This window comes from Clostridium chromiireducens (assembly GCF_003575225.1).
Classification (GTDB): Bacteria; Bacillota; Clostridia; order Clostridiales; family Clostridiaceae; genus Clostridium; species Clostridium chromiireducens.
The window spans coordinates 1-7,184 of the sequence record NZ_QXDJ01000014.1 but is presented as its reverse complement, the minus strand read 5'-3'; the positions used below and the strand labels follow the sequence as shown (position 1 = coordinate 7,184).

At 37.3% G+C, this 7,184-nt stretch carries 3 protein-coding genes, 2 tRNA genes and 3 rRNA genes; 7 read left to right on the top strand and 1 reads right to left on the bottom strand.

From position 1 onward, the window contains the following. From D2A34_RS26400 to D2A34_RS26375, 6 genes are all read left to right on the top strand, one after another. Positions 1–2,558, top strand: a 23S ribosomal RNA gene (locus tag D2A34_RS26400); the annotation flags it as partial. Between the two features lie 135 nt (positions 2,559–2,693). Continuing rightward, positions 2,694–2,810: ribosomal RNA gene (gene rrf / locus D2A34_RS26395) — 5S ribosomal RNA — on the top strand. Positions 2,811–2,817: 7 nt separating this feature from the next. Continuing rightward, positions 2,818–2,893: transfer RNA gene (locus D2A34_RS26390), tRNA-Lys, on the top strand. A 304-nt stretch (positions 2,894–3,197) separates the two neighbouring features. Beyond that, positions 3,198–4,145 (top strand): L-lactate dehydrogenase, encoded by a 948-nt coding sequence (locus tag D2A34_RS26385; protein ID WP_119368351.1) that lies wholly within the window; start codon positions 3,198–3,200, stop codon positions 4,143–4,145. Between the two features lie 209 nt (positions 4,146–4,354). Then, positions 4,355–4,471, top strand: a 5S ribosomal RNA gene (gene rrf, locus D2A34_RS26380). Between the two features lie 5 nt (positions 4,472–4,476). After that, positions 4,477–4,552, top strand: a tRNA-Lys gene (locus D2A34_RS26375). A gap of 200 nt (positions 4,553–4,752) precedes the next feature. Here the strand turns inward: D2A34_RS26375 and D2A34_RS26370 are convergent. Beyond that, a complete protein-coding gene (locus D2A34_RS26370; RefSeq protein WP_079442426.1) occupies positions 4,753–5,502 on the bottom strand; it encodes a signal peptidase II in 750 nt (249 codons plus the stop codon). A 217-nt stretch (positions 5,503–5,719) separates the two neighbouring features. Here D2A34_RS26370 and D2A34_RS26365 point away from each other — a divergent pair, with 217 nt between their 5' ends. After that, positions 5,720–6,529: a pyruvate, water dikinase regulatory protein gene (locus D2A34_RS26365; protein ID WP_079442427.1), complete on the top strand. Its 810-nt coding sequence runs from the start codon at positions 5,720–5,722 to the stop codon at positions 6,527–6,529. Positions 6,530–7,184 lie beyond the last annotated feature (655 nt).

The following is a 7,184-nucleotide window of genomic DNA, read 5'->3' as shown; positions in this document are numbered from 1 at the left end:
TAGGGGGTAATAGTCCCGTAAGTGAAAACTATGATAATCAGTTCTGCACCAGAGTACCACGAGACACGTGAAACCTTGTGGGAAGCAGGGAGGACCACCTCCCAAGGCTAAATACTACCTGATGACCGATAGTGAAGCAGTACCGTGAGGGAAAGGTGAAAAGAACCCCGGGAGGGGAGTGAAATAGAACCTGAAACCATGTGCCTACAACCGATCAAAGCACCTTATGTGTGTGATGATGTGCTTTTTGTAGAACGAGCCAACGAGTTACGGTATGTAGCAAGGTTAAGTACTTAAGGTACGGAGCCGAAGGGAAACCGAGTCTTAATAGGGCGACTAGTTGCATGCTGTAGACCCGAAACCGGGTGACCTATCCATGGCCAGGTTGAAGCGAGGGTAAAACCTCGTGGAGGACCGAACCACGTTGCTGTTGAAAAAGCATGGGATGAGCTGTGGATAGCGGAGAAATTCCAATCGAACTCGGATATAGCTGGTTCTCCTCGAAATAGCTTTAGGGCTAGCGTCGGAAAATGTGAGTAGTGGAGGTAGAGCACTGAATAGGCTAGGGGGCATAGCGCTTACCGAACCTTATCAAACTCCGAATGCCATATACTATCAGTCCGGCAGTCAGACTGTGAAAGATAAGTTCCATGGTCAAAAGGGAAACAGCCCAGATCGTCAGCTAAGGTCCCAAAGTGTAAGTTAAGTGGAAAAGGATGTGGGATTTCTAAGACAACTAGGATGTTGGCTTAGAAGCAGCCACTCATTAAAAGAGTGCGTAATAGCTCACTAGTCAAGAGATCCTGCGCCGAAAATGTCCGGGGCTCAAACTTACCACCGAAGCTACGGGTTCACACTTATGTGTGAGCGGTAGAGGAGCGTCGTAATCGGGCTGAAGTCGTACCGTAAGGAGCGGTGGACTGATTACGAGTGAGAATGTTGGCATTAGTAGCGAGATGTAGGCGAGAATCCTACAGGCCGAATATCTAAGGTTTCCTGAGTAAAGTTTGTCTTCTCAGGGTTAGTCGGGACCTAAGGCGAGGCCGAAAGGCGTAGTCGATGGACAATTGGTTGATATTCCAATACCACTATAATCGTTATTATCGATGGTGTGACGGAGAAGGATAGGATGTGCCAGCTATTGGATGCTGGTCTAAGCGTTAAGGGAGTCAGAGTAGGCAAATCCGCTCTGGCAATTCTGAGGCGTGATGGGGAAGGTTCTACGGAACCGAAGTATCTGATTTCATGCTTCCAAGAAAAGCATCTAGAGAGAGAAGTAGTGCCCGTACCGCAAACCGACACAGGTAGATGAGGAGAGAATCCTAAGGCCGACGGAAGAATTGCAGTTAAGGAACTAGGCAAATTGACCCCGTAACTTCGGGAGAAGGGGTGCCTGAGAAATCAGGCCGCAGAGAATAGGCACAAGCAACTGTTTAACAAAAACACAGGTCTCTGCTAAAGCGAAAGCTGATGTATAGGGGCTGACGCCTGCCCGGTGCTGGAAGGTTAAGGGGAACACTTAGTGGTAACGCGAAGGTGTGAACTTAAGCCCCAGTAAACGGCGGCCGTAACTATAACGGTCCTAAGGTAGCGAAATTCCTTGTCAGGTAAGTTCTGACCCGCACGAATGGCGTAATGACTTGTGCACTGTCTCAACTGCAAATCCGGCGAAGTTGTAGTGCGAGTGAAGATGCTCGCTACCCGCGATTGGACGGAAAGACCCCGTAGAGCTTTACTGTAGCTTAGCATTGAATTTCGGTATTGTCTGTACAGGATAGGTGGGAGACTGGGAAACTAGGGCGTCAGCCTTAGTGGAGTCGTTGTTGGGATACCACCCTGATAGTATTGAAGTTCTAACTGGATGCCATGAAACTGGTGACAGGACATTGTTAGGTGGGCAGTTTGACTGGGGCGGTCGCCTCCTAAAATGTAACGGAGGCGCCCAAAGGTTCCCTCAGAACGGTCGGAAATCGTTCGAAGAGTGCAAAGGCAGAAGGGAGCCTGACTGCGACACCTACAAGTGGAGCAGGGACGAAAGTCGGGCTTAGTGATCCGGTGGTACCTCGTGGGAGGGCCATCGCTCAACGGATAAAAGCTACCTCGGGGATAACAGGCTGATCTCCCCCAAGAGTTCACATCGACGGGGAGGTTTGGCACCTCGATGTCGGCTCGTCGCATCCTGGGGCTGAAGTAGGTCCCAAGGGTTGGGCTGTTCGCCCATTAAAGCGGCACGCGAGCTGGGTTCAGAACGTCGTGAGACAGTTCGGTCCCTATCCGTCGCGGGCGTAGGAAATTTGAGAGGAGCTGTCCTTAGTACGAGAGGACCGGGATGGACTGACCTATGGTGTACCAGTTGTTTCGCCAGAAGCATAGCTGGGTAGCTAAGTCGGGAAGGGATAAACGCTGAAAGCATCTAAGTGTGAAGCCCACCTCAAGATTAGATTTCCCATAGCGTAAGCTAGTAAGACCCCTTGAAGACTACAAGGTTGATAGGTCAGAGGTGTAAGTATGGTAACATATTTAGCTGACTGATACTAATAGGTCGAGGGCTTGACCAATAAATAATCAAGTTGTAATACATTAAAAAAACTATGTGCAATTTTGAAAGAACAAAGCTTTCAAAGGAAACTCACTCAACGTAGTTGAGGAGTACAGTTCATTAGACCAAATCATAGATTTGGAATGAACAAGCATCTCGTGATGATGGCATAGAGGTAACACTCCTTCCCATTCCGAACAGGAAAGTTAAGGTCTATAGCGCCGATGGTACTGCACGGGCGACTGTGTGGCAGAGTAGGACGTTGCGAGGTAAGATTTGCGTGATTAGCTCAGTCGGTAGAGCACCTGACTCTTAATCAGGGTGTCCAGGGTTCGAATCCCTGATGACGCACCAGAGTGAAGATTGTTAAAAATATTTAACAATCTTTTTTGTTTTACAAAAAAAGATTATCAGAATTTTAAATTTACCCACATATTTTAGATATATATACACAAAAACTACAATAGTTTTGTGAGTTAAATAAATTATTAGCGTTTTAATTGAAACTTATATTGATAAATGAAAGTTGCAATAATAATTTTTATAGCAGATAATACTTAGAGCAAATATATTAAAATAGATTAGCGTATGAATAAATGCTTATAATAGGAAGTATAATATAGATTTAAATGATAATTTATGAAGGAGAATTTTATATATGGGTTTAAAAAAGAACAAAGTTGCAATTGTAGGAACTGGATTAGTGGGATCTAGCACAGCTTTTAGCTTATTGACACAAGGTGTTTGTGATGAAATACTAATGATTGATATAAATGAAGAAAAGGCACTAGGAGAAGTGATGGATTTAAACCATTGTATCGAATATTTAAATAGAAATACAAAAGTTCTAAGAGGAAGCTACGAACGATGTAGCGATGTTGATATTGTTGTAATAACAGCTGGTGCACCTCCTAAATCTGGGCAAACAAGGATAGATACGCTAGAATTATCGGCAAGAATAGTAGAATCTATTGTCAATCCTATAATGAAGAGCGGATTTAAAGGGCATTTTATTGTTATTTCAAATCCTGTGGATATGATTGCATATCATGTTTATAAAATATCAGGCTTACCTAAGAGTCATATTATTGGTACCGGGACTTCCGTTGATTCTGCTAGATTAAAGAATTTTATTGGGGATCTATTAAATGTAGATCCACGTAGTGTGCAAGGATACTCTATGGGAGAGCATGGAGATTCTCAAATGGTACCTTGGTCTCATGTGACAGTTGGTGGAAAATCATTTTATGAAATATTAAGAGATAATAAGGATAGAGTTGGGGAAGTAGACTTAGATAGATTAGTCTTAGAAACAGCTAGAGCTGGTTGGGAAGTATATAATAGAAAAGGAACAACATACTATGGAATTGCAACTGCAACTGTTGGAATAATAAAGGCAATTATAAATGATGAAAATAGAATAATGCCAGTATCTACACTACTGGAAGGTGAATATGGAGCACATGATGTTTTCTGTGGGGTACCAGCAGTTCTAAATGCTGACGGAGTTAAAGAAGTTGTTGAAATACACATGACAAATGAAGAGTTAGATAAATTTAAAAAATCAATAGAGTTAATTAAAGAATATATAAAAAAAATAAATTAAAATTTAATTTCACAATAAGTGTTGACACAATAGATAATACTATGTATAATAATATCTTGTTGAGGCAAGTATTCGACACAATAGTGTAAGATGTAAAAAATTCTTACATTGAAGGTGAATTCAGAAAATACAAATTTTAAATTTATAGATTTAGTTATTAGATGATTTTGTTAAGTCCTTCAATATGTCTTAGACTTGAAACAATAAGATCTCGTGATGATGGCATAGAGGTAACACTCCTTCCCATTCCGAACAGGAAAGTTAAGGTCTATAGCGCCGATGGTACTGCACGGGCGACTGTGTGGCAGAGTAGGACGTTGCGAGGTAAGATGGTTCACTAGCTCAGTCGGTAGAGCACATGACTTTTAATCATGGTGTCCCGGGTTCGATTCCCGGGTGAGCCACCAATTACTTTAATAAAGTAATTTGTTTTAAAAACTTGCTTAGTATTTATATAAAAGAGCTTTTACTTTATGTAAAAGCTCTTTTTTACATTAGTATAAGAAATTAAGTTAATAACGCCTTAATTAGTAATATATTAAAATTTAGCTATTACTAATTAAGGCGTTATTTAATTTTTTCTAACATTGTTAAATAAGTATTTATTTTAGAAAGATTTAAATTTACTAGCAATATCGTATTTTACAAATAGTAGAAATCTTTTTAGTGATTGAATGTCCTCACTAAAAGATGTGTCATCATTTGATGATAGATATCCTTTGTTAAACATAGTAAGAGCAAAAAACAAGATACCCAGATTAATATATAGATCTTTTGTATCGGCAATAAATAAGTTACTTATTCCAATAAAATCTAAACTCCCACCATAAAATATTTTATCAACTAGTGAGCAGATTGCACCACAACTAACGAAAATGAAGCACATATCTGCCCAAAAGTCTTTATTTCCTTTATGTAAATAATACCTATATACTTCAATAAATAGAAAGATGGCTATTGTATTTAAGGCTATTAAAATTGGAAAGTTTACTGACGTGCCAAATCTAGCATTTAGCCATGAGCCATCAGTATTAATTATAGGTCTGAAATATAATATATTTTGGACTATAGAAAAATAATTGTTGAACCAGAATAATTTAATTAAAAATTTTACGCCTTGATCCAGTACGAAAAATAATAAAAATAATGTCCACAATATATTAGACTTAAAGCCAGATTCATACTTAATTCCTATTTTATAAGTAAATAAACCTACTAGTGCAAATAATAAAATTAATAATATATTAAAGAAAATTGTTTGAGAATCAGTAATTCTTCCTGTAATAAGCTCAAATAAGACATATATAGCCCACATAATGGGAAGAACACTCATAGTCAATACTTTTTTATTCTTCATATAAGTACCTCCAATTGTAATTATATTAATGATATATTAAAGTTTAACATATGCTATGAAAAAATTCACTACTATTAAAAGAGATAGGTTTGGGTTAATATAGAAATATAGAGAATGTAGATATGGAATTTATGAATATTGATAAAATATGTAGAAATAATATCAGACTAAGGTGTAGAAGATTATTAGAAAAACGTGAGAAAGAAGGTATAAGATTATGTTAACAATTTTAGCGGTATCAGATTCTATAGGAGAAACTGCGCATCAGGTCGCAGTTGCAGCAGCGAGCCAATTTACAGAAAAGGTTGATGTTAAACGAATTCCTTATGTAAAAGGGCTAGAGGATGTTGAAGACGTATTGAAAGTTGCAGATGAGTGTGAAAATACAATAATAGTATCAACAATAATAACAGTTAATGTTAGAGAGTATTTAACGCAAAAGGCAATGGAAAAAAATATTTCAGTTATGAATGTGTTAGGTCCGATAATCAATGTAGCATCTACTATTTTGAAAACTCATCCTACATATAATCCTGGTGCCATGAGGCAGACAGATGAGGTATACTTTAAGAGAATAGAAGCTATGGAGTTTGCAATGCAATATGATGATAGTAAGGATTATAGAGGACTAAAAAATGCTGATGTAGTATTAATAGGACTTTCGCGTACATCAAAGACGCCATTGTGCATGTATTTAGCTAATAAAGGTATAAAAGCAATAAATATACCATTAATGCCAGAAGTCGGTGTTCCGGATGAAATATATGAAATTGATAAAAAGAAAGTATTTGGACTTACTATAAATCCGCTTAGATTAATTGAGATTAGGAAAAGGAGGCTAGATAAGTTCCATAGAATTACATCTGATATTGAATATGCAGGGGATGCAAGAATTCTAGAGGAACTTGATTTTGCTGATAAAATAATGAGAAAGATAGGATGTAAAACTATAGATGTAACAGAAAGAGCTATTGAAGACACAGCATTGATTATTTTAGAGAAGATAGGGTATAACAATAAAAAATAATAATCAAGATGTGGCTAATAAATTATTGGTAATATTATATAGACTCTTATTTATGTTCTAGAGATAAGTTTAACTAATAGCATACAATTAGCTAAACTTATCTTATTTTATAACGGTTAAGGGACGTAATAAGATATTAAACAGAATTAATACATTTTTTAACCTCTTAGGATCTTGGGGAATCTAGAAGAAAAATAGATGACTATATATGAATTTTATAGATAAGATCAATATAACTAATCCTGGCGTATCCATATGAGGATAATGGAGAAATGTATGTATATATAGTATTATATTTAATATAAACTGGTTAAAATACATTTATTACGGTTTTAATATAAAAAGTATATGTGGTAAGATAAAAAACGTCGCTAAGAGACATAAAACATTTTGAAGGAGTCAACAAATAAGTTTAAAAAACTTTGAAAGATTTTGAAAAAAGATGTTGACAGGGTCGAAAGCAAGTGATATACTTAGAAAGTCGCTTGAGGGTGACAAGAAATAAAGTAAGTTACAACAATATGTTATAAGAAAAATTGGTCTTTGAAAATTGAACAGAATATATAAATACATTTAAGTAAACCAGCAATTCTTTATTTGAGTAAGCTAAGATTAAACTTTTTATTGAGAGTTTGATCCTGGCTCAGGACGAACG